Origin of the sequence: Bifidobacterium aerophilum (genome assembly GCF_010667685.1) — a bacterium.
GTDB lineage: Bacteria > Actinomycetota > Actinomycetes > Actinomycetales > Bifidobacteriaceae > Bifidobacterium > Bifidobacterium aerophilum.
Window position 1 is genome coordinate 101,284 of the sequence record NZ_WHZW01000008.1, and the last position, 20,200, is coordinate 121,483.

The window sequence follows — 20,200 nt, forward strand, 5'->3', positions numbered from 1 at the left end:
ATCCCGTACCGGACGCGCCCGAAGCGGGCGCCCGGAACGGAAACGACGGATTCCATGGCACAAGACGACAACAACGAGCACAACAAACGGACCGAGGCCGACGCCATCGTGTTCCGCGACGCTGCGGTCGCCCGCGGCGGACGCACGATCTGGCAGCACGGCAGCTTCTCCATTCCCGCAGGGTCGGTCACCGCGATCGTCGGCACGAACGGCACCGGAAAAACCACGATGATGAAGGCCGAACTTGGCCTGCTCCCCCTGACGTCAGGCTCGATCACGATTCTCGGCCGCCCGGCAGGAGCGGCAAACCGACTTATCGGATACGTGCCGCAAAGCTATACGTCGGACATCGACTCGAACCTCACCGCCGAACAGTCGGTGCTGCTGGGATTGACCGGCACGAGGTTCGGCATCCATTTCGTCACCAAGGAGCAACGGGCCAAGGTACGCGAGGCCATGGCATTCACCGGCATCGCCGACAAGGCAAGGCTGCGGCTGTCCGAACTGTCCGGAGGCCTGCGCCAACGCGTCGCCATCGCCCAGGCGCTGGTATCCGATCCGAAACTGCTCATGCTCGACGAACCGCTCGCCAACCTCGATCTGGCGAGCCAACGCTCCGTCGTGCACGTACTCGCCCGTCTCAACCAGGAACTCGGCATGACGATCCAGGTCGTCGCGCACGATCTCAACATGTTGCTGCCGATCCTCACCGGAGCGATCTACCTGCTCGACGGACACCCGCACTACGCGGCGATGAACCAGGTGCTCGACTCGTCGCTGCTCACCCACCTGTACGGCACGCAGGTGCAGGTGATCACGACGCCGCAGGGCGACATGTTTGTCACGCCCACCGCCGACGAACGACAGGACATGGTGCCCGACACCCACAATCCGGCGGAGGTCGCGCAGTTCCACCATCACGCCGGGTCCCATGGCGCCTCCGATGCGCCGAAGCAGACGGGAGTGACCCGATGACCGGTTTCGCCTTCGATCCCGAATGGATGGGCACGCTCAGCGCGCCGTTCATGACCAACGCCTTCCTCGCCGGGCTGTGCATAGCGGTCGCCGCCGGCGTGATGGGCTATTTCACCATTGCCCGGCAATCGACGTTCGCGGCCCATGCCCTCGCCCACATCGGACTGCCCGGCGCCACCGGCGCCGTATTGCTCGGGCTGCCGGTATCGCTCGGACTGGGCGCGTTCGCGCTCGCGGGCGCGCTGGTGATCGGCGCCCTCGGCAAACGGGCCTCCCAGCGGGAGATCGCCACAGGCACGGTGCTGGCGTTCGCCACCGGCCTCGGCCTGTTCTTCGCACGGCTGTCGAGTTCCGCATCGCAGCAGATGCAGTCGATCCTGTTCGGTTCGATCCTGACGATCACGACCGACCAGATCATCGGGTTCGCCGCGTTCGACGCGATCCTGCTGGCCGTGCTGGCCGTGATCTACCGCCCGCTGCTGTTCAGCTCGGTGGATGAACAGGTCGCCCAGGCCAAGGGCGTGCCGATCGGCGCGATGAACGTCGCGTTCATGGCGATCATGGCCGGCGTGATCACGATCGCGGTGCCGGCCGTGGGAACGTTGCTGATCTTCGCCTTGGTGATCACGCCCGCGGCGACCGCGAACGTCATCGCCGGGACGCCGTTGCGCGCGATGGTGCTGGCGAGCGCGCTGTGTCTGGTGTCGATCTGGGGTGGCCTGGTATTGGCGGCGATGTTCCCTGCTCCGCCGAGTTTCATCATCGTGTCGCTGTCGACGCTGTTCTGGGCTCTCGCCAAGGGGGCGGGCGCGTTGCGCAGGCGGTAGGTGTTCGTCGGAATCGCGACCTGCGCGGCGCATGTGGTAACGGTGACGCGATGGTCGTGGCGATGGCGATGGCGTCTTTTTTGCCGGGGTTGCGGCATCATCGTCTGCGGTGCCGGCCCGGTCCCGGAAAACCCGGTTGGTTCTTGCGTCAGATCAACTGGGTTTTTCCGTTTTGACGGTCTCGGCGCGACTTTTCTCGGGAATCGGCCGTATCAGCCTGAAATAGTTGCGTTACCGTCCTCTTGACGCAATTATTTCGGGCAATCAGCCCATTGTTCCCGGGATTGTTGCGTTGAACGGTTTGCGGCGCGACAATCCCGGGAACATCGGCACGGGTTTTATTGCATTGGAGCGTTCCAGGCATCATGGATCATACCGATGCGGCATTGTCTCCATGCGCATGCCGGATATCCTCGGATGTCTGAGTTATCCACAACACGCCCGAAATCCAAGGTTTTATCCACATACCCCGATTCGGCTTGCCCGGGCCAAACCCGTATGGTTAACGTCGGATCATGAAAAGACATCGAAAGGTCATCGCGCTGTTGCGGGACGCCGAGCATGAGCATCGTTGCGCGGTTCCCGGCGACAGGGCGCTGTACCATGCCTTGCGCCGCCGAGTGGGATCGCGGGAGGTCGTTTCGCCGTATCCGAATCTGTTCGCGGACATAGCGTATTGGGATTCGCTCAACGCGGAGGATCGATCATTGCACATGATCCGGGCACTGGCTCGCATTCATCCGAAATGGACGTTTGCCGGGCTGAGCGCCGCTTGCGTCTATGGATATCATCATGCATACTCGCTGCATGATGGTTCGGTGAGCATCGCCTCGCCCAAGGGATCCGGGCGGAACGACGCCGATCGGCTGCATCGTATCTACATGCGTTCCGTCCCGCGCTGGCAGTGTCGGGGCATACAGGTCACCTCACCCGCACGGACGCTTATCGACTGCGCAGGCATGCCGTTCGACCAGGCGTTGTCGATCTTCGATTCCGCGCTACGTGCCGGGCATGTGACCGCAGCCGATGTCGCCACATTGATGGTCCAGACCAATTGTGACGAACCGGCGATACGCAAACTCCTACGGCACGTCAATCCCCTGCGGGAAAACGGAGGCGAATCATGGGCGTATGCCCGCATCGTCGGTCTTGGCTACGCCGAGCCGATGATGCAGGTCGAATTCGACAACCCGAATTCCCCGGACATGCCGTATCGAGTCGACTTCTGTTGGAAACTCGCCGACGGACGCATCATTGTGGCCGAATATGACGGTATGGCCAAATACGCCGATGCCGGTAACCAAAAACGCGCCAGTCTCCAAGCGAAGCTGGATTACGAGCGAAGAAGAGAGCAGGATCTTGCCGCGCAGAGAGTCAGTGCCGTCGTGCATTTCTTCTTCGAGGATGTGGCGGATGTCACCCGGCTGGATGACAAACTCGCCGAAGCCGGGGTGCCGAAAATCCGTTGACGTCTTCCACCGGATATGGCGTCATGTCTCAAGGGCGCGTCATTCCTGGAATAGTTGCGATGGGAACCGGCCGGCGCAACTATTTTCGGAGCATTGGGTCGATTCCCCGGAATTGTTGCGCGAAGAACGAGGCAGTGCGACAATTTCCGGGGGATGCGGCTGATTTCCCGAAATGGTTGTGCCGGAACAATCGACGGCGACCACCTATCGCATCTGCCGCGCTGCCGGCATCCGGCATCCGCAGGTTCCCTGCGAGGGCCGATTGCCGTGCGTCCATTGTCAACGTCCGTTGTGAAGCTTCGCACCGAACGCTCGTTATGGTGGGTGCCGGCCGGCCAACCACTGCCATGACGCAATGGTTCCGGGGCACGGCACACCGTGGTTTCCCGGAACTTCGCCGACGGCAGACGTCCGATGCGACGTAACCGCCCGTCCCCGCGGCGCGCGTCAGCGTGGGCGCACGATCGCCGTGGCGATGGCGGCGACGCCCTCGCCGCGTCCGGTGAAGCCCATGCCGTCCGTGGTGGTGGCCGTCAGGGAGACCTGGCATCCGACCGCATCGGAAAGCACCCGTTCGGCTTCGATTCGTCTCGGGCCTATTTTCGGCCGGTTGCCGATCAATGCGACGCTGGCGCTGTCGGGTTCGAACCCGTGTTCCCGAAGATAGGCGACGGTGTCGCGCAGCATGGCCTCGCCGTGGCGGCCGGCCCCGGCGGATCGTGCGCCGACACCGAACAACATACCGATGTCGCCCAGGTGGGCGGCCGACAGCAGGGCGTCGATCAGGGCATGCGCGGCCACGTCGCCGTCCGAGTCCCCCTCGATGCCGATGCCGTCCCACAGCAGCCCGGCAAGCCACAGCTGGCGTTGCGAACCGGGTTCCGCGAAACGGTGCGCGTCGAATCCTTGTCCTATGGGCATGCCGCCATCCTTTCCCGTCTCGTCGCCGTCTCGGCGGGGCATCGTTGTAACCGGCCTTGCGGGCCGGCGCCATTTCGGTCGATATGCAGGAAGGCGGTTGCCGGTCATCGACTGGCGATTTCCGGCAACCGCCTTCCATTCATATGCGAAGAACACATCCCCGCACGATTCTCGCTTACTTGCGCTTGGACTTCTTGCCTTCGGCCTCGATGCGGGCCAGCGTCTGGGAGGCCGGCTCGTCGGGAGCGAACGTGTGATGCTTGTCGTCGCCCGGATGCGGTTCGGCGTAACCGAGGTTCACGTCCAGCAGGCGCTGCGCGTCCTCGTCGTCGAGCTTCTCGCTCAGCGCGATCTCGGACGTCAGGATGGAACGCGCCTTGGTCAGCATGCGTTTCTCGCCCGCCGACAGTCCGTGGTCGTCGACGTCGCGCTGCGCGAGGTCACGCACCACCTCGGCGATCTTGTTGACGTCGCCGGTCGCGATCTTCTCGACGTTCAGCTTGTAGCGGCGCGACCAGTTCATTTCCTTCTCGACGATCGGGGTGCGCAGGATCTCGAACACCTTCGCCACCTCGTTGGCATCGACGATGTCGCGCACGCCGACCTTCTTGGCGTTGTCCACTGGCACGTTGATGACCAGACCATCGGAAGACAGCACGGACAGCTGAAGGTATTCCCTCGTCACGCCCTTCACCGTCCGTTCGGTAATGGCCTCCACCTTCGCCGCGCCGTGCCGCGGATAGACAACCATATCGCCGACCTTGTAAGCCATGAATCCTCCGTGAGAGCCTATAACAAACCCGATCAAGTTTGTCATACGGCGTGGACCTGCGCCCCGGCGTCCGGGACGACGCGCCGTCGAACCGGTACGACACACCACAATGCCGATTTATCGCCGGTATGGTTTTACACTTTCTAGGTATGGCTACAAACAAGAACATCAATGACGATACCGTTGCCGTGCCCGTGAACCAGGCGGACCTGGACGCGGTCAGCAACGCGAGCTTCTACAACCCCCATGAGATCCTCGGAGGCCACCCCGGGACCGGCGAGCATGCCGGCGAGGTGACGGTGCGCGTGCTGCGCCCGCTCGCCAAGGCCGTGACCATCCTCACGCAGCATGGCTCCTTCGAGGCCCTGCACGAGCACAACGGCGTGTTCGTCGCCGTTGTCCCGGCCGAAAAGACGGACAACGGGTATGCGGTCCCGGACTACCGCGTGCGCACCGTGTACGGTCTGGCAGACAGCATCGTCGAGGACGATCCGTACCGCTACATGCCCACCGTCGGCGACATGGACACCTACCTGTTCGGCGAGGGACGCCACGAGCGCCTGTGGGAGGCGCTGGGCGCGCACGTGCGCCGCTTCGACGACCCGATGGGCTCGGCGAACGGCACCCCGGGCGAGCCGCTGGTCGGCACGGCGTTCGCCGTGTGGGCCCCGAACGCGCACGCCGTGCGCGTCGTCGGCAACTTCAACGGCTGGGACGGACGCCGCCACGCGATGCGCGAGCTCGGGTCCTCGGGCGTATGGGAGCTGTTCATCCCCGGCGTCGGAGACGGCGAGGTCTACAAATACGAGATCCTCAACGCCAACTACGAGTGGGTCATGAAGGCCGACCCGATGGAGCGCTCACACGAGATCCCGCCGGCGACCGGCTCGATCGTCGTGGATTCGGACCATGAATGGGACGACGAGGCGTGGATGGCCAAGCGCCGCAAGACGAACCCGCACGACGGCCCGGTCAGCATCTACGAGGTGCACGCCGGCAGCTGGCGCAAGGACGTCGCCAACTACCGAGAGCTGGCCGACAAGCTCGTGCCGTACGTCGAGCAGGAGGGCTTCACCCATGTGGAGTTCATGCCGCTGGCCGAGCACCCGTTCTCCGGCTCGTGGGGCTATCAGGTCACCGGCTACTACGCGGTCGACTCCCGTCTCGGATCCCCCGACGACTTCAAGTATCTGGTCGACAAGCTGCATCGTGCCGGCATCGGCGTGATCATGGACTGGGTGCCGGCGCACTTCCCGAAGGACGCGTTCGCGCTCGGCCGTTTCGACGGCACGCCACTGTACGAGGATCCGGATCCGCTGCGCGGCGAACACCCGGACTGGGGCACCTACGTGTTCAACTTCGGACGCCGCGAGGTGCGCAACTTCCTCGTCGCCAACGCGAGCTTCTGGCTTGACGAGTACCACATCGACGCGCTGCGCGTGGACGCGGTGTCCTCGATGCTCTACCTCGACTACAGCCGCCAGCCCGGCCAGTGGCGCCCGAACATCTACGGCGGCCGCGAGAACCTCGAGGCGATCGACTTCCTCAAGGAGGCGAACGCCACCGCGTACAAGAACAACCCCGGCATCATGATGATCGCCGAGGAGTCCACCGCGTACCCGGGCATCACCGCGCCGACCGACGAGGGAGGCCTCGGCTTCGGCCTCAAGTGGAACATGGGCTGGATGCACGACACGCTGCAGTACCTGCACGAGACGCCGATCAACCGCAAGTGGCACCACGGCGAGATCACGTTCTCGATGGTGTACGCGTACTCCGAGCACTACGTGCTGCCGATCAGCCACGACGAGGTCGTGTACGGCAAGGGTTCCCTCTACGGCAAGATGCCGGGCGACGACTGGCAGAAGTACGCCGGCGTGCGTTCGCTCTTCGCGTACCAGTGGGCGCATCCGGGCAAGAACCTCACGTTCATGGGCAACGAGATCGCGCAGTGGGGCGAATGGGATCACGACGGCTCCGTCGATTGGGCGGCGCTCGACTGGGCCGACCACCGCGGCGTGCAGAAGCTCGTGGCCGATCTCAACACGCTGTACAAGGCCTCCCCCGCCCTGTGGAGCCAGGATTTCGATCCGGCCGGCTTCCAGTGGCTCACCAGCGACGACGCCGATCACAACACGCTGAGCTTCGTGCGCATCGGCAAGAACGGCGAACAGATGGTCGTGGTCGTCAACTTCTCCGGCGAGGCGTGGGAGAACTACCAGGTCGCGCTGCCGCAGGGCGGCAAGTGGCGTGAGGTGCTCACCACCGACGACGCCAAGTACGGCGGCTCGGACATCCACAACGGCACGTTCGAGGCCGAGCCCGAAGAGTACCATTCGCGCGAATGGTCCGCACGACTCACGATTCCGGCGTTGGGAGCGGTATTCTTGGAACCGACAGACTGAAAGGCGGTTTCTTCATGCTGAATACCCCAACGCGTTCCACGACGCCGCGCACGGTGCTGGTAGTCGAGGACGAGCCCACCCTCGCCACGGCCGTGGCCCAGCGCATCACGGCCGAGGGCTGGACGGCGCGGGTCGCCTCGGATGGCGCCAGCGCCGTCCAGGCGGCGAAGCAGCTCAGGCCCGATCTGGTGATCATGGACATCATGTTGCCGGTGATGGACGGATTGGAGGCAACCAAGAGGATCGTCGCCGACCGTCCGGTGCCGGTGCTGATCCTCACCGCCCGCGACGACGAGTCCGACAAGGTGATCGGGCTTGGCGCGGGAGCGGACGACTACATGACCAAGCCGTTCTCGATGCGCGAGCTGATCGCGCGGTGCAAGGCCCTGCTGCGCAGGGTGGAGCGCGCCAAGGTGATCGCCAAGAACTCCGAAAACGAGAAGATCCTCGACTTCGGCTCGCTGGTGATCGATCCGGCCCAGCGCATCGTGACGCTGAACGGCGAGCAGGTGCATCTGACCCCCACCGAGTTCGACCTGCTGGCCACGCTCGCCCGCAAGCCGCGCTCGGTCCTCACCCGCGAGAAGCTGCTCGAAGAGGTGTGGGACTGGGTCGACGCGTCCGGCACGCGTACGGTGGATTCGCATGTCAAGGCACTGCGCCACAAGCTCGGCTCGGAGACGATCCGGACCGTGCACGGCGTGGGATACGCGTTCGAGCCTCCCACCGAGTGACGGCGGGTGAGTCGATTGGCACGTCCGAACATCACGAGGCGGCTTTCGGGAACGGCACGGTCCCCGAAAGCCGCCTCGGCCATTGTCAGCCCTTCTCCGGCGGGCAAATCCCGTCGTCCCAAAGGCCGGGGCGGACTCCCCCGGCCGAATTCGCACGGCAGCATCGTGCGCCCCATCGGCATGTTCTCCTCGCTGAAGGTCGAGCTGAGCGTCATCATCACCATCGCCACAGCCATCGCGTTCGGCATGTCGTGGACGCTGCTTACCTTCGGCTGGAACGGATGGATCGCGATGCCGTTGACGCTGGTCGTAGCGCTGGGCATCACCTACTTCTTCTCCCGCGGCCTGATCGCGCCGCTGCGCCAGATGCGCGACGCCGCAAACGCCATGGCCGACGGCGACTACACGGTGCGCGTGCACCTGGCCACCGACAGCAGCGACGAGATCGGCCGTCTGGCACGCGCGTTCAACGACATGGCGGAGGAACTGCAGCACGCCGACCAGCTGAGGCTCGACATGATCGCCAACGTCAGCCACGAACTGCGCACGCCCGTCTCCGCCCTGCAGGCCATGGTCGAGAACATGGCGGACGGCGTGACCGAACCGTCGCCGGCGAATCTGGAAAGCATCCTCGACCAGACGCACCGGCTCAGCGATCTGATCGCCTATCTGCTCGACTTGTCCCGCATGGAGGCGGGAGCGGCGAGCCTGAACGTCGAGGAGTTCAATTTCCACGATTTTCTCGATGAGACCATCAAGCCTCTGGAGATCGCGGACGCCGGCCATGCGCATGACATCATCATGAACGTCGACGACGAGGTGTTCATGGAAGGCGACCAGGACCGGCTGCGGCAGCTGTTCACGAACATCATCGCCAACGCGCTCAAGCATTCCCCCGATGGCACGACGGTGCTGGTGGAAGCCCATGAGGATGACGACCACGGCATGGTGGTGACCAACGTCGTGAACTTCGGCACGCAGATCCCCTTGGCGGAACGTACGGACATTTTCCGCAGGTTCGTCAAGGGCAAGCCGGGACCGGGCACGGAATCGGGCGGTACCGGCCTGGGCCTGTCGATCGCCCGATGGGCCGCGCAGCTGCACGGCGGCACCGTCCGGGTCGTCGACGACGACAGGGGCGTCGATTTCGAGGTCCGGCTGCCGAAATACCACATCGCCGACGACGTCACTTCGGCACGGAAGCCAAGGTGAGCGTCGTCGCGACGTTCGCGCCGGCCTGTTCGAGCGCGGCCGCGCATTGACGCATCGTCGCGCCGGTGGTGATGATGTCGTCGACAAGAATCATCCGGCGCCCCGCGCATCGGGCCGGATCGGTCACATGGACGTTGCCGGTGATGCGCGCGGCACGTTGGGCCGCATTCGTCGTCTGGACCGATTTCGTCGCCACATGTCCGGTGCGCAGCACCGGCAGCATGTCCGTCTCATATCCCAGATCCGCCAATGCCACGGCCATGAGCGCGGTCAGGTCGCGCATATGCCAGCGTCCGCGGCGGATCATGGACGCGCGCGACGACGGCGCCGGCACGAGATGCACGGGATCGTTCCCCGAGACGGCGCCGCTGCGAACCGCCAGATCGGCGAGCAGCGCGGCGAACGGCGGATCGCATTCCTCGTCGCCGTGGTCCTTCCAGGACAGGATCGCGCGCCTGGCCTCGCCGCGATACCAGGCGCAGGAGTAGCCGGTTCCTTCAAGCGTGCCGGGCGCCGGACGGGTCACCGTATGCGCGAACAGATCCCGGCACGACCGGCACAGCACCTGGTCCGGCGAGTCGCATCCCGTGCAACCGCGCGGCAGCAGCAGGTCGCGGACCATCATCATCACCGTCGTCACCGTCATGGCGGTCCCGTCAGCTGATACCGTCGAATGGCCCGTCGAGCAGCCGATCGAGAAAACGCAGCGTATCGGCGGGGCTGGTGACGGCAATGGCATAGGCGCCGGCTTCGGCGGCCGGATAATCGTTGCCTCCCGGCGTCATGCGGTCGCCGACGAAGGCGATGGACGATACGGGCACGGACAGGATACGGGCCAGCTCGTGCACGGCAAACGACTTGTCCATGCCGGGCAGCGACACGTCGATGCTGGTGTAGCCGCCCGCCCGCACTTTCAGATGCGGCAGGTCACGGGACACCGCGGCCACCAGCGCGCGTTTCTTCGTCTCGTCGGGGTCCCAGGAGCGTTTGGCTTCTTCGGGGGCCTCCTGTCCGAGCGCGGAGAAGGTGAGCTGGCTGCCCCGGTCCTCGATGCGTTCGCCCCAGATATGTTCTTCCCACAATCCCAGTTCCCGTGCGCGGGCCTCCAAGGATGCCGTCGCGGCCAGACGGTCCGTCGCGCTCAGGTCGTGCGCGTACACGCATTCCCACTCCCCTGCGTCCGCAGCGGCGTCCTCCACGGCCCGCCCCCTCCACCGGTAGTATCTGGACCCGCCGGTGGGCATGAGATGCAGGTGGGAGCGGTCGGCGCGTTCCCCCACCGCGTCAAGCACCTGGCTGACCACCAGCTCGTATCGGCCGCCGGTGACGACCGCGACCATGGTCCGTCGGGTAAGTTCGACGAACCGATCCGTCATGGCCTGCGACATGGGCCGTTTGGACGAGGCGAGCGTGTTGTCGAGATCGAAGGCGAACGCCTTCATGCGCCGTGCCTCGTCGACGACGCCGGCATCGTCCCATGCATGCACCATGACCGTGTCTCCCGCCCTTTCCGGTTCCCGTCGCGGCGCCGCACGCCGCCTTCACCGTCGATAGTTAGTAAAATCCTAACGCATGTTGCCGGCGCCTTGCCCTATGGTGGATGGCATGATCGAAGCTCCTTGGAACGCCCATGTCTACCGCAACCGTCACGGGCGCGGCACCCGAACGCCCATGTTCGGCACGCGTCTGCCCCGGTATCGTACGCGCAGCGGCATGTTCGACGACATGGTGGCCGCCCAGATCCGCCGTCTCAACGGCGCCTGGCCCCAGTTGATCAAGCCGGTGCAGTTCGCGGTGGAGGACGTTCCCCCGTCGCAGCCGGCGCCCTGGGAGCCGGAGCCGAACCTGAACTCGCAGTATTTTCCCGCCGGGCATGGCACGCCGGCGCGCGTCGTACTGTACCGGATGCCGATCCAGACGATGGCCCGCGACCGCATGGACATGCAGCTGATCATCCGGGACGAACTGGTCGGCAGGATCGCCGACCTGTACGGCCGTCGTCCCGAGGAGATCGACCCCGACTGGGGGCTGTGACCTCTGCGGCCTCTGTCGCCATGCCATAGGCGTCGGGGCATGCCGGCTCAGCGCACGATGGACGGATTGCGGGTGACCTGTATCCGTTCCCGGGTCTCGTCCAGCGCGGTCGACGGCAGCCAGGACAGGCCGGCGGCGGAGGCATCGTCCACCGCGTCGCTGGTCAGCGTGGCTCCCCACACGACGTTCCGATCCGCGGCGTCCACGCGTACGATCACCGCATCGTCGGCGATGTCGGCGACGTCAAGACGCGTCGAGGCGTTCGCCTCGATCGTGACGTCCCGTTTGCCGACCTGCGTTCCGTTGACGTCGTATGCCGTGACGGAGGCCTTCGCCTTGTCGGTCCCGGTATTGGCGAGGGTGAGCGATGCGCTCAACGCGCCGGGCACGGCGAGCGCGGATGCCGCGGATGCCGTGGCGGCGTTCGTCATGGCGAAGTCCTCTTGTCCGTTGTCGCCGGTGCGTGCGGTGCGTGCGGCCGTGGTGATGGGCGTGTCCGATGTGGCGACGAGGGCCTGGGCGTCCTTGGGGGCTTTGCCGAGGTCGATGACGGTGACGGTGCCGGCGTGTATCCGGTGGTCGGCTATCGGGGTCAGTCCGTGTTCGGTGCTCCATGACAGGGATGTCGTGGTGTCGGCGTCGGAGTATGCGTAGAGCGTCGTTGCGTCGTCGGCGTGGATGCCCGGCATGATGTTGAGGGTGCTGGCCGGTGCCGTCGGCGTGTCGTAGTCGGATCCTTTGGGGGTCAGTCCGTCCATGGTCACGGTGTTGACGATGGCGGCGACGGGGGTGCGTTCGCTGGTGACCGTGACGTATAGGCCGTGTTGGCCGCCTGCTGCCGCGGATAGGTCGACGGTGGTTTCGCCGGTTGCCTTGATGGTCACGTTTTCTCCGGTGGACAGGGTGAGGCGTCCGCTGGTTGTGGTGCCCCATGCCCGTACCTGTACGGTGGTGGGTTTGTTGGATGGGTTGGCGATGACGAGGCGTTGCGTGGTGCCGGTGGTCGTGCCGGGAAGCAGGAATTCGTGGCTGAGGGATGGGCTGGTGCAGGTGGCCGCCGCGATGCCGGTCAGGTCGCCGGTGGTGGCCCATGAGGCGGAGGCGGAGGCGGTGCCGGTGCCTTCCCGTGATTCGAGCAGGCGGGTGCTGAGGATGCCGGCCTTGTCGCCGGGGGTCGTGTCGGCGGTGAGGACGGTGGATTCGCCGTCCGAGGCGAGTGTTTTGCCGTTGTCGGTGCCGGCGAGGGTGCCGATGACGGAGTGGTAGACCGAGCCGAATGCGGCGTATCGTGCGGCTGAGGTGAGGTCGCCGGCGGTGGCTTGGAAGGCGCTGTCCCCGTAGGATTCGGTGTCGGGCAGGCTCAGGCGTGCCGGACAGTAGGAGGTCAGTTGCAGTTGGCTGACGGTGTGCGAGGTGGCTGCGCCGTTGGTGATGTGGTCGACGGTGCCGGTGGCCGGCGTGAGCGTGGTCATGGCGGTGAGCGACGCGATGACGGCGAGTGCGCTGACGGTTGCGACGGTGATGGTCAGTCCGGTGTGTGCGGCGCGGTGGCGTGGCTTCTGCTCGCTCATGATTCTTCTCCCGTGTAGCGGTATGTGCGGTGCGGCAGTGCGACGAGGCAGTAGAGTGCGGTGATGGTGCCGGCGCAGATCAGCCAGGCGCGTCGCCATTGGCTGTGTTGTGCGAGTCGTTGGCGCGTGGTGTCGATGTTCTGGTTGTCGGCGCTGTTGATGGTCAGTCTGTAGTAGGTGCCGTTGGTGGCTGATACGACTGATTGGGTGCCTTCGGTTGCGGTGACGTTGCTGATGAGGCGTTGTGCGGCGCTGTCGGTGTCGTCGTCGGTGTCGATGGTGACGAACAGGCCTCCGAAGCCGAGTCGGCTGATGTCGTTGATGGATTGCGCGTCGGCGCCGGCTAGGAGTTTTGCGGCGCTTCGGGCGAGGATGGCGTCCATGTCGGAGGTGTCGTCGTCGGTTGTGCCGGTGGTGTTTGCCGTGAGGGTCAGTTGCAGGCGTTGGGCGGGCGAGCTGTCGATGAGGTCGCCTCGGGAGGATCGCATCACGGTGTACTCGACGCTGGTGGACGAGGTGGCGTGCAGGGCGAGGATGCGGTGGTCTGCTCCCTGTGCGAGATAGTCGGAGGCGACCATGGGCAGTCCGGATCGTGAGACGGCGACGCTGTCTCGGTTTCCGTCCGACAGCGAGGCCCATCCGGTGGCCGCGGCGCAGGCGACGAGCAGGATCGCGAGCGCGGCTCGTGCGATGCGGGCGGCGTGGTGTCGGGCTGTGTGTGGCGTCGTGGGTTCGGCGGTGTCGTTGGTGGTGTCGGTGCCGGTGGGTTGGCGTAGGGGCGTGAATCGTTTGACTGCGGCTCCGGCTACCAGGCATGCGCATGAGAGCATGCCGAGCATCATCATCATGATGCCGGGGGTGGCGGATGCGGCCACGTCCGTGTTCGTGTCGGATGCGATGGCGATGCGTGTTGCGCAGAGTGCGAGCAGGCCGCCGGTCAGTGTGGTCGTCCACATGAGTCGGGAGGCTCGCAGGGCGAATGGTAGGGCAAGCGAGGCGATCGAGAGGATGGCCAGTGCGGTGAGGACCGTGGCTGCGGCGAGTGCTGCGGGGTCGTGGATCATGCCGTTCAGTCCGTCGGTGGCGGCGGGGGCGAAGACTCGTCCGAGTGCGCCGGCCAGGGTGAGTGCGGCGGGGCGTCCGTCGGCGGTGACGGTGGGGGTGGTCATGTCGGCGAAGATCTGTCGCCAGGCTCCTTCGGATGCGTATTTGACGGCGTTGACGAGGGTCGGGGCGGTGACGAAGGCTGCGGGCACGGGCATGAGCAGCAGCATGATGCGGTGTCCTCGCACGAAGATGAGGAAGACGACGAAGCTGGCGATCAGGGGCAGCAGGAGTTGTGGTTCGGCGGCGATGACCGGGATGAAGCACAGTGATGCGAATGCGGCCGATTGCACTGATTGGTGGGGTTTGAGCTGGTCTTCGGTGCGGTACATGCCGACGGCGCGGAATGCGAACGCGAACGCGGCGGGCATGAAGACCATGACCGTCAGCATCGGCAGGTCGGCCGTGGCGAACAGGCCGGCGCCCATGGCGAGCGCGGCCCATAGGAGGCCGGCGGCGACGCGTATGCCGTTCGATCTGGTGAAGATGCCGGCGAGCGCCCAGAATGAGAGTGCGGCCAGTGGTGCGGCGGTGAAGTAGATCAGGGTGAGTGCGGCTGCGGGGTGGCCGAGGGTGATGGTGGATGCGGCGAGCCATATGAGCAGCCAGGGTGCGGGTGGTGCGGGGGTGCCGGTGGCGAAGGCCCATGGTGTGGTGGCTGCTTGGGCGAGTTGGCCGAAGGTGGCTGAGGTTGGGGGCAGTTGGTCGGAGTAGAGGCTGGCGCCGTGGGTGAGGGCGGCGGTGAGCGTGTCGTGGTGGCTGATGGCGATGGTCAGGAATGCGATGAGTGCCATGCCGGCGGCCAGCGTCCATCGGCGGATGAGGCGTTGGTGCAGGTGCGTGCGGGCCAGGGGGCTCAGGAGGATGGTGTTGTGTTGGTCTTCGAGGGCTTGGGCGCGGTCTTTCCATTGGCCGAGTTGCTGGCGGTTGACGCTCAGTGCGGTGAGCCGGTTCATGGGTGTGGTGCTGTGGCGTGCGACGAGTCGTCGTGCGGCTGCGGCGCGGGGAAGCGAGATGATGGCTTTCCAGGGCAGGCAGAGTTCGCATGCGGCGCGCCATGGACGTTTGGACAGCAGGTGCGCGAGGGCGGCGCCGATGGCGTGGATGAGGCGTGCCAGCCACAGCAACGGCCACCAGAGCATGCGGATGTCGGTGTATAGGTAGCGTTGTCCGGCGCTGATGACCGCCATGGTGGAGTGGATGTGGTCGTTGTCGTCGACCGGTTGTCCGTTGCGGGTGCGGATGCCTTCGTAGCGGGCGCGTCGGTGGGCGATGCGTGCGGTGGGTACGACGACCACGCGTCCTCCGTCGAGGCAGATGCGTCGGCAGAGGTCGGCGGATTCGCCGTAGGTGGTGAACCAGCCGTTGATGCCTTCGATGGCGTGCAGGGTTTGGGTGGGCAGGAGCGCGCCGGCGAGGGATACGGCGAACACGTCCTGTCGGGAGTCGTATTGTTCCTGGTCCTCTTCGCCGTCGACGACGAGCGATTCGAGGCGGTGGCGTCCCGCGTACAGGCCGACGTCGTGCAGGTTGTCGCCGCCCCAGTCGAGTTGTTTGGCTCCCAGGAGCGATGCGGTGGGGTTGTTGCGCCAGGTGTCGGTCAGTCGTGCCAGGCAGTCGTCGGCGGGGCGTGAGTCGTCGTGGAGCATCCACCAGGCGCGTACGGTGTCGGGAAGGCCGGCCTTGGCCATGGCCTTGGTGGCGGCGTCGCCGAAGGAGACGGCTCCGTGCACGGGGATGACGCGGATGTCGACGGTTTTCGTTTCGGGCACGGCGCGCAACGGTCCCGACGGCGAGGGGATGACGTCGAAGCTGGCGGTGACGGGCTGCGCGCGTCCGGTGCCGCAGTCGGCGACGACGATCGTGCCGGGCAGCACGGTTTGCGCGAATACCGCGCGCATCGTGTCGGGGAAGAACCGCAGGTCGTCCTCCACGGTGATCACCGCCGCGATGGCGGGGTCCACGTCCTGTTTGTGGGAGTATGGACGGTCCGCCAGCAGTTCGGCGAGGATGTGCTGTATTTCGCTGCTGCCTGTGGGATTCATGTGTTCCAGTGTACGCATGGATGCGGAAGGGGCGTCATGCCCTCTCCCTGTGCTCCTTTTTGTAACGGCGGCGTTCGCGTTCGCTCATGCCGCCCCAGATGCCGAATCGTTCGTCGTGGTCGATGGCCCATTTGAGGCATTGCTCGCGTACCTCGCATTGCGCGCATACGCGTTTGGCGTCGCGGGTGGACCCGCCTTTTTCGGGGAAGAACGCCTCCGGGTCGGTCTGGGAGCACAGGGCCTTGTGCTGCCATGACAGGTCCCCGTCCGGGTGGAACAGCCCCCATAGTTCGCTCAGCGGCTCTTCGGCGGAATCATCGACGACACCCCACATTCGTCTCCTCCTTACCGATGCACTTATGCTGTCAACCGTTAAATTACACACATGCGATTTGGGATTTGTCAAATCCCTCGACCATCGCCCCGTGTCATTACCCCGCTTTGGCGGCCGGTGTGGTACCGGAGGTCTGCCGGCATGTATTGTGCCGTTCCTGCGCAGGATGTGGCCCGCCGTTGGCGAGTCGGCGTTCCCCTGTGTCAAAGTGTCATGTGGTATTGACGGCTTGCGGGCGAAACGGAGGAGGCTTTCCATGATTGACGGCAACGGCGGTACGGACAGGTCCATTCCGCCCAGTTTCGCCCCGTCCGGGGCCAGACGCAGGCCCGGCGCCGACGCCGTTCGCGCCGATGCGGCCGGGACGGCCCGGTCCGGCGCCGATCCTGCGACGCCGCCGTCGTTCTCCCCCGCCTCGTCCCGTCAGGGCCGTCCGTCGTCCGACGCGGCGCCGTCCCGCTCGCATGCGGCGCACGCGGAGCATGGTTCGACGCGGCGCGCGGACGACGGGCCCGAGGGGTCCGAGTCCGGGCAGCCGCGCAGTTTCGCGCCCCCGGCGGCACGGCAGGCACGCCGATCGTCCGGCTCGTCGCGCAACGCGGCCGTCTCTCCGGCCGTCTCTCCGGCCGTATCATACCGTCCGTCCGAACCGTCGCACAACGGCGTCCACGCGCCCTCCGCCGTACCGGGCCGGCCGGGTCAGGCCCGCCCCGCGGCGCGGACGCGCCGTCGCATCCGGCCGGCGCGCATCCTGTTCGCCACGCTGATGCTGTTGGTCGTCCTGCTCGCGCTCGCGCTGTTCGGCGCATGGAACTGGGTCGACGGCAAGCTCGAGCGGGATTCGTGGCTGACCGGCATGGCCGATTCCTCCGGCGCCACGTCGTGGCTGCTGGTCGGATCCGACAAACGCGACAGCACCGAGGGCGTCAGCGGCGCGGACGACCAGACGGTCACCGGTTTCCGCACCGACACGCTGCTGGTGCTCACCCGGCCGAAGAACGGGCTGAGCTCGCTGATTTCGATTCCGCGCGACTCGCTGGTGGAGGTCGACGGCCAGTACATGAAGATCAACGCCGTGGCGCAGGTGTACGGCAACAAGGCGCTGACCGGCGAGGTGGAGCAGATCACGGGCCAGAAGATCGATCATGTGGCCGAAATCCAGTTCGGCGGACTCAAGAACGTGGTCGACGCGGTCGGCGGCGTGAACCTGTGCTACGACCAGGACGTCGACGACGCGTATTCGGGGCTCAAGTGGACGTCCGGATGCCATGACGCCGACGGCACGACGGCCCTGGCGTTCTCGCGCATGCGCTATTCGGACGCGCAGGGCGATTTCGGACGCGCCGCACGCCAGCGGCAGGTCATCGCCGCGGTGATGAAGAAGACGCTGAGCGCCGGCACGCTGCTCAACCCGTCGAAGGTGGCCAGGCTCGCCGATGCGGGTCTCGGCTCGCTGACCGTGGACGAGGACACGGATCCGATGACGCTGGCGGCGATGGCGATGGCGTTCCGCGACGCGACGGGCGCCTCCGGCGTGACCGGAAGCCTGTACTGGTCGAATCCGGACTATTACGTGGACGGCGTCGGCTCGTCGGTGCTGCTGGACGACACGGCGAACACCGAGCTGTTCGCCCAGCTCGCCTCGGGCAGGCACGCGGCGGGCGAGGTCGGCACGCTCGCCGAGAACTGACCGGCCCTGCCCGCCGTCCCGGGCCGGATATCCCTGAGCATCCCTTTCCCGATCATCGTCTTTTCGGCGTGTCGTCCCGTCGCGCGTTGCCGCGCAAGGCGACACGCCGCATGGCGGGCGTTCGACCACATACCCCGTTCCGGCTTGCCATGCCGGACCGCGGCCCGGCACACTCGTGCCATGGGCAGATCGGGAACGCTGATACGGACGGGGAAACCGCCGCGCCATAGGCGCAGGCGGGATGCGCGGCGCGCGGGGATGCGGCGCTGGGACCGCGTGCTGCCGTTGGTGGCCGCGGTCGCGCCGGCGGCGGCCCAGATGGTGATGCTGGCGGCGATGCTGGCCGAGGGACGGTGGCTGTTCGCGTTGATGGTGGTGCCCGGCCTTGTGGGATGCGCCGCGTCCGCGGCACTGTCGCTGCGGGGAGGACGCCGCGCCGGCGGCGATGGCGGTGGTCCGGAGCCTGACGAGCGCCCGGCGTCCTTCGGGGAGCGAGCCGGAGGCGATGGCGACATCGGCCATCGGGGCATCCGCTGTCCCCCGTGGGAGGATCTGGCGTGGCCGGGCGCGCATGATCCGCTCGCCTGGCGGCGTATCGTGCGCGACTGGTTGTCCGGGCCGAGTCTCGACGTGGCGATCGGCATGGCGGCCGGCGGCGTGTTCCGTCTCGATCTCGCCCGTCGGGGCCCGCATGCGCTGGTCGCGGGCACGACCGGTTCGGGCAAGTCGGTGCTGCTGCAGACGTGGTGCCTGGCGTTGGCGTGCCGCAATCCGCCCGATCGGCTCAATTTCGTGTTCCTTGATTTCAAGGGCGGCTCTGCGTTCAACCGTCTGGCGGCATTGCCCCACGTGGTGGGCAACGTGTGCGATCTCGACCTGGCGCATGCGATGCGCGCGCTAGTGGCGCTTGAGGCCGAGCTCACGCGTCGCGAGCGTCTCGTCGCCGAACGGCACGCCGGCGACATCGGGCAGTTGGACGATCCTCCGGCGAGGCTGGTCGTCGTCGTGGACGAGTTCCACGCGCTGCGCAGCCAGTTGCCGGATTACGTCGACCGTCTGGTGCGGGTCGCGGCGCTCGGCCGTTCGCTGGGCATGCATCTGGTGGCGTGCACGCAGAACCCGGCCGGCCAGGTCACGGCGGACATGAAGGCGAACATCGCGGTCAACATCTGTCTTCGCGTGCGCGACGGCATGCAGTCGGCGGAACTGGTGGGCTCTCCCGTCGCGGCCTCGATCAGCCCGTCGCTGCCGGGCGCCGCGTACTGTTCCGACGGCGAGAGGGTCGAGGCGCTGGTATGCGCGCGGGCGCGCGACCTCGACGCGATGGCCAACGCGGTGTGTTCGGCGGGCCGGTTCTGCGCGACGCCGCCGGCACGCCGGCTGTTCAGCGCTCCCCTGCCGAGGCTGGCCGTCATGCCGCGGCCGCGCCGTGCCGCTCCGGGAGACGGCCACGACGTCGATTCCGGCGACGGCCCGGGCCGCGACATGCGTTCCGGGCTGGCGTTCGGCGTGCTTGACGACGGGGTGCGGCTCGAGGAGGCCCGGTTGCGTCTGGGCGAGGGCAACGTCGCGGTCGTCGGCCAGCCCGGACGGGGCAAGTCGACGCTGCTGTCGGTGATCGCCGAGGCGGCGCGCGCCCTGCCCGGCGTGCAGGTGCGGTTCAGCCGGCGCGGCGAGCATGGCATGGAGCGCGTGACGTTGCGCCGGCGCGGACGTTCCTCGACGGGGCGGGGGCTGGCTTCCCCGGCCGGGCCGCATGTCGTGTGGCTGGCGGACGACGCCGACGAACTGCTCGACCCGCTGGGAGACGATCCGATGCGCGGGGAGTTCGCCGACGCGCTGCGCGACCCGGGGGTCACGGTGGTGTTCGCCGTCGAATCGTCGCGTCACGTGCGGGTTCCCGAGCATTGCGCGACGCGCGTGGTGCTGCCCACGGGGGATCGGCCGACCGACCTGATGGACGGCGTGCCGCAGGAGGTTCTCGGCCGGTTCACGCATGAGGATTTCGGCACGCCGGGGCGCGCGGTGCTGATCGGGCGCGGCCGCGCGATGCCCGTCCAATGCTATCTTTTGCAATCCGTTGGCGAAACCCCTTGAAAAGTCGGCG

The 20,200-nt window shown here is 66.4% G+C and carries 16 protein-coding genes; 9 read left to right on the top strand and 7 right to left on the bottom strand.

Annotation, left to right across the window (positions count from 1 at the left end; genetic code table 11):
• Positions 1-54: 54 nt before the first annotated feature.
• The 3 genes from GFD25_RS05070 to GFD25_RS05080 all read left to right on the top strand — a co-directional run bounded on the left by GFD25_RS05070 (position 55) and on the right by GFD25_RS05080 (position 3,271).
• The gene (locus GFD25_RS05070) at positions 55-975 is read left to right on the top strand and encodes an ABC transporter ATP-binding protein (protein WP_163230579.1); all 921 of its coding nucleotides are present in this window, start codon (positions 55-57) and stop codon (positions 973-975) included.
• Entirely contained in the window at positions 972-1,802 is an 831-nt protein-coding gene (locus GFD25_RS05075; RefSeq protein ID WP_163230582.1) for a metal ABC transporter permease, read from the top strand. The genes GFD25_RS05070 and GFD25_RS05075 overlap by 4 nt, the downstream gene beginning before the upstream one ends.
• Before the next feature lie 515 nt (positions 1,803-2,317).
• A complete protein-coding gene (locus GFD25_RS05080) occupies positions 2,318-3,271 on the top strand; it encodes a hypothetical protein (protein ID WP_163230584.1) in 954 nt (317 codons plus the stop codon).
• Between the two features lie 447 nt (positions 3,272-3,718).
• Here GFD25_RS05080 and ispF read toward each other — a convergent pair whose 3' ends face one another.
• Positions 3,719-4,192: a 2-C-methyl-D-erythritol 2,4-cyclodiphosphate synthase gene (gene ispF / locus GFD25_RS05085; protein WP_163230586.1), complete on the bottom strand. Its 474-nt coding sequence runs from the start codon at positions 4,190-4,192 to the stop codon at positions 3,719-3,721.
• Positions 4,193-4,367: 175 nt separating this feature from the next.
• Entirely contained in the window at positions 4,368-4,964 is a 597-nt protein-coding gene (locus GFD25_RS05090) for a CarD family transcriptional regulator (protein WP_163230588.1), read from the bottom strand.
• A 149-nt stretch (positions 4,965-5,113) separates the two neighbouring features.
• Here GFD25_RS05090 and glgB point away from each other — a divergent pair, with 149 nt between their 5' ends.
• From glgB to GFD25_RS05105, 3 genes are all read left to right on the top strand, one after another.
• A complete protein-coding gene (gene glgB, locus GFD25_RS05095) occupies positions 5,114-7,369 on the top strand; it encodes a 1,4-alpha-glucan branching protein GlgB (RefSeq protein ID WP_163230590.1) in 2,256 nt (751 codons plus the stop codon).
• A 14-nt stretch (positions 7,370-7,383) separates the two neighbouring features.
• Positions 7,384-8,103: a response regulator transcription factor gene (locus tag GFD25_RS05100; RefSeq protein ID WP_163230592.1), complete on the top strand. Its 720-nt coding sequence runs from the start codon at positions 7,384-7,386 to the stop codon at positions 8,101-8,103.
• Between the two features lie 180 nt (positions 8,104-8,283).
• On the top strand, positions 8,284-9,315 hold the full coding sequence (locus GFD25_RS05105) for a sensor histidine kinase (RefSeq protein ID WP_163230594.1): 1,032 nt from the start codon (positions 8,284-8,286) through the stop codon (positions 9,313-9,315).
• On the opposite strand, the gene GFD25_RS05110 is transcribed toward GFD25_RS05105, so the two are convergent.
• Complete coding sequence (locus tag GFD25_RS05110) at positions 9,290-9,961, bottom strand: ComF family protein (RefSeq protein WP_163230596.1); 672 nt, start codon at positions 9,959-9,961, stop codon at positions 9,290-9,292. The two genes, GFD25_RS05105 and GFD25_RS05110, sit on opposite strands and share 26 nt — an antisense overlap.
• Before the next feature lie 10 nt (positions 9,962-9,971).
• Positions 9,972-10,805 carry an HAD-IIB family hydrolase gene (locus GFD25_RS05115; protein ID WP_163230598.1) on the bottom strand — a complete coding sequence of 278 codons (834 nt, stop codon included), beginning with the start codon at positions 10,803-10,805 and terminating at the stop codon, positions 9,972-9,974.
• A 115-nt stretch (positions 10,806-10,920) separates the two neighbouring features.
• Between GFD25_RS05115 and GFD25_RS05120 the strand changes: the two genes are divergently transcribed.
• On the top strand, positions 10,921-11,349 hold the full coding sequence (locus GFD25_RS05120; RefSeq protein WP_163230600.1) for a metallopeptidase family protein: 429 nt from the start codon (positions 10,921-10,923) through the stop codon (positions 11,347-11,349).
• 47 nt (positions 11,350-11,396) lie between these two features.
• On the opposite strand, the gene GFD25_RS05125 is transcribed toward GFD25_RS05120, so the two are convergent.
• The 3 genes from GFD25_RS05125 to GFD25_RS05135 are packed head-to-tail and all read right to left on the bottom strand — an operon-like array spanning position 11,397 to position 16,403.
• Positions 11,397-12,920, bottom strand: coding sequence for a DUF5719 family protein (locus tag GFD25_RS05125; RefSeq protein ID WP_163230602.1), 1,524 nt, complete (start codon positions 12,918-12,920; stop codon positions 11,397-11,399).
• On the bottom strand, positions 12,917-16,069 hold the full coding sequence (locus tag GFD25_RS05130; protein ID WP_163230604.1) for a glycosyltransferase family 2 protein: 3,153 nt from the start codon (positions 16,067-16,069) through the stop codon (positions 12,917-12,919). Before GFD25_RS05130 ends, GFD25_RS05125 begins: the two co-directional genes overlap by 4 nt.
• 34 nt (positions 16,070-16,103) lie before the next feature.
• The gene (locus GFD25_RS05135) at positions 16,104-16,403 is read right to left on the bottom strand and encodes a WhiB family transcriptional regulator (RefSeq protein WP_163230606.1); all 300 of its coding nucleotides are present in this window, start codon (positions 16,401-16,403) and stop codon (positions 16,104-16,106) included.
• A gap of 256 nt (positions 16,404-16,659) precedes the next feature.
• Here GFD25_RS05135 and GFD25_RS05140 point away from each other — a divergent pair, with 256 nt between their 5' ends.
• Positions 16,660-18,093, top strand: coding sequence for an LCP family protein (locus tag GFD25_RS05140; protein WP_163230608.1), 1,434 nt, complete (start codon positions 16,660-16,662; stop codon positions 18,091-18,093).
• 258 nt (positions 18,094-18,351) lie between these two features.
• Complete coding sequence (locus GFD25_RS05145; RefSeq protein ID WP_239512411.1) at positions 18,352-20,190, top strand: FtsK/SpoIIIE domain-containing protein; 1,839 nt, start codon at positions 18,352-18,354, stop codon at positions 20,188-20,190.
• Positions 20,191-20,200 lie beyond the last annotated feature (10 nt).

What these genes read in the sequence shown, in the direction of transcription:
- GFD25_RS05070 (WP_163230579.1), top strand. Translation starts at nt 55, where the DNA reads ATGGCACAAGACGACAACAACGAGCACAACAAACGGACCGAGGCCGAC.
- GFD25_RS05075 (WP_163230582.1), top strand. Translation starts at nt 972, where the DNA reads ATGACCGGTTTCGCCTTCGATCCCGAATGGATGGGCACGCTCAGCGCG.
- GFD25_RS05080 (WP_163230584.1), top strand. Translation starts at nt 2,318, where the DNA reads ATGAAAAGACATCGAAAGGTCATCGCGCTGTTGCGGGACGCCGAGCAT.
- ispF (WP_163230586.1), bottom strand. Translation starts at nt 4,192, where the DNA reads ATGCCCATAGGACAAGGATTCGACGCGCACCGTTTCGCGGAACCCGGT.
- GFD25_RS05090 (WP_163230588.1), bottom strand. Translation starts at nt 4,964, where the DNA reads ATGGCTTACAAGGTCGGCGATATGGTTGTCTATCCGCGGCACGGCGCG.
- glgB (WP_163230590.1), top strand. Translation starts at nt 5,114, where the DNA reads ATGGCTACAAACAAGAACATCAATGACGATACCGTTGCCGTGCCCGTG.
- GFD25_RS05100 (WP_163230592.1), top strand. Translation starts at nt 7,384, where the DNA reads ATGCTGAATACCCCAACGCGTTCCACGACGCCGCGCACGGTGCTGGTA.
- GFD25_RS05105 (WP_163230594.1), top strand. Translation starts at nt 8,284, where the DNA reads ATGTTCTCCTCGCTGAAGGTCGAGCTGAGCGTCATCATCACCATCGCC.
- GFD25_RS05110 (WP_163230596.1), bottom strand. Translation starts at nt 9,961, where the DNA reads ATGACGGTGACGACGGTGATGATGATGGTCCGCGACCTGCTGCTGCCG.
- GFD25_RS05115 (WP_163230598.1), bottom strand. Translation starts at nt 10,805, where the DNA reads ATGGTGCATGCATGGGACGATGCCGGCGTCGTCGACGAGGCACGGCGC.
- GFD25_RS05120 (WP_163230600.1), top strand. Translation starts at nt 10,921, where the DNA reads ATGATCGAAGCTCCTTGGAACGCCCATGTCTACCGCAACCGTCACGGG.
- GFD25_RS05125 (WP_163230602.1), bottom strand. Translation starts at nt 12,920, where the DNA reads ATGAGCGAGCAGAAGCCACGCCACCGCGCCGCACACACCGGACTGACC.
- GFD25_RS05130 (WP_163230604.1), bottom strand. Translation starts at nt 16,069, where the DNA reads ATGAATCCCACAGGCAGCAGCGAAATACAGCACATCCTCGCCGAACTG.
- GFD25_RS05135 (WP_163230606.1), bottom strand. Translation starts at nt 16,403, where the DNA reads ATGTGGGGTGTCGTCGATGATTCCGCCGAAGAGCCGCTGAGCGAACTA.
- GFD25_RS05140 (WP_163230608.1), top strand. Translation starts at nt 16,660, where the DNA reads ATGATTGACGGCAACGGCGGTACGGACAGGTCCATTCCGCCCAGTTTC.
- GFD25_RS05145 (WP_239512411.1), top strand. Translation starts at nt 18,352, where the DNA reads ATGCGGCGCTGGGACCGCGTGCTGCCGTTGGTGGCCGCGGTCGCGCCG.